The sequence below is a fragment of the Streptomyces sp. NPDC053673 genome (assembly GCF_055585225.1).
This window is the reverse complement of record NZ_JBVJKN010000105.1, coordinates 1-1,297: the sequence shown is the minus strand read 5'-3', so window position 1 is coordinate 1,297 and position 1,297 is coordinate 1. Positions and strand designations below refer to the sequence as shown.

General features: G+C 69.2%; 1 protein-coding gene. It reads left to right on the top strand.

From position 1 onward, the window contains the following. Positions 1-1,297 (top strand): acyltransferase domain-containing protein (locus ACZ6ZQ_RS38570; RefSeq protein ID WP_469773196.1); only part of this gene is annotated, 1,297 nt, incomplete at both ends.

The window sequence follows — 1,297 nt, the reverse complement described above, 5'->3', positions numbered from 1 at the left end:
GAGCAACGGGCTGACTGCCCCCAACGGCCCGTCCCAGCAGCGTGTCATCCGTCAGGCGCTGGCAAGCGCCGGCCTGTCCGCCGCTGACGTGGACGTGGTGGAGGCGCACGGTACGGGTACGAAACTCGGCGACCCGATCGAGGCGCAGGCACTCCTCGCCACCTACGGCCAGGACCGGCCTGAGGACCGGCCGTTGCTGCTGGGCTCGATCAAGTCGAACATCGGGCACACGCAGGCCGCAGCCGGTGTCGCGGGTGTGATGAAGATGGTGCTCGCCATGCAGCATGGGGTGCTGCCGCAGACCCTGCATGTGGATGAGCCGACGCCGCACGTGGACTGGACGGCCGGTGACGTCGCCCTGCTGATCGAGCAGGTGGCGTGGCCGCAGACCGGGCGGCCGCGCCGGGCGGGTGTCTCGTCGTTCGGTATCAGTGGCACCAACGCCCATACGATCATCGAGCAGGCGCCGGTGACGGTGGAGACGGAACGGACTGAACTTCCGGTCGCGGAGCCGTCCTTCCTTCCGCTGGTGCTGTCCGCGAAGAGCGACACCGCACTGCGGGAGCAGGCGGGCAACCTGTATGCGTGGCTGCTGGCTGCGCCGGAGTTGCGCATATCCGACGTCGGCAGCACGCTGACAACCGGCCGTTCGGTGTTCGAGCGGCGCGCGGCCGTGGTGGCCGAGGACCGCGAGGGTCTGCTGGCGGGGCTCGCTGCGCTGGCGGAGGGATCTCCGGCCTCGGGTGTGGTGGCTGGTTCGCCGGTCGGCGGGAAACTGGCGTTCCTGTTCACGGGGCAGGGGAGTCAGCGGCTGGGGATGGGCCGTGAGTTGTATGAGACCTATCCGGTGTTCGCGGATGCGCTGGACGCGGTGTGCGCCCACCTGGACGTCCACCTCGAACTTCCCTTGAAGGACATGCTGTTCGCGTCCGAAGGCGATCTGCTCGACCGGACGGAGTTCACGCAGCCTGCGCTCTTCGCGGTGGAGGTGGCGTTGTTCCGGCTGGTGGAGTCGTGGGGGCTGAGGCCGGACTTCCTGGCCGGGCACTCGGTCGGTGAGATCTCCGCTGCGCATGTGGCAGGTGTGCTGTCCCTGGAGGACGCGGCTCACCTGGTCTCTGCCCGCGGTCGCCTGATGCAGGCGCTGCCGACGGATGGCGTGATGATCGCGGTACAGGCTTCGGAGGACGAGGTCCTGCCGATGCTGACCGACCGGGTGAGCATCGCGGCGATCAACGGCCCGCAGTCCGTGGTGGTCGCCGGAGACCAGGACGCGGCGGTGGCGATCGCCGAGAGC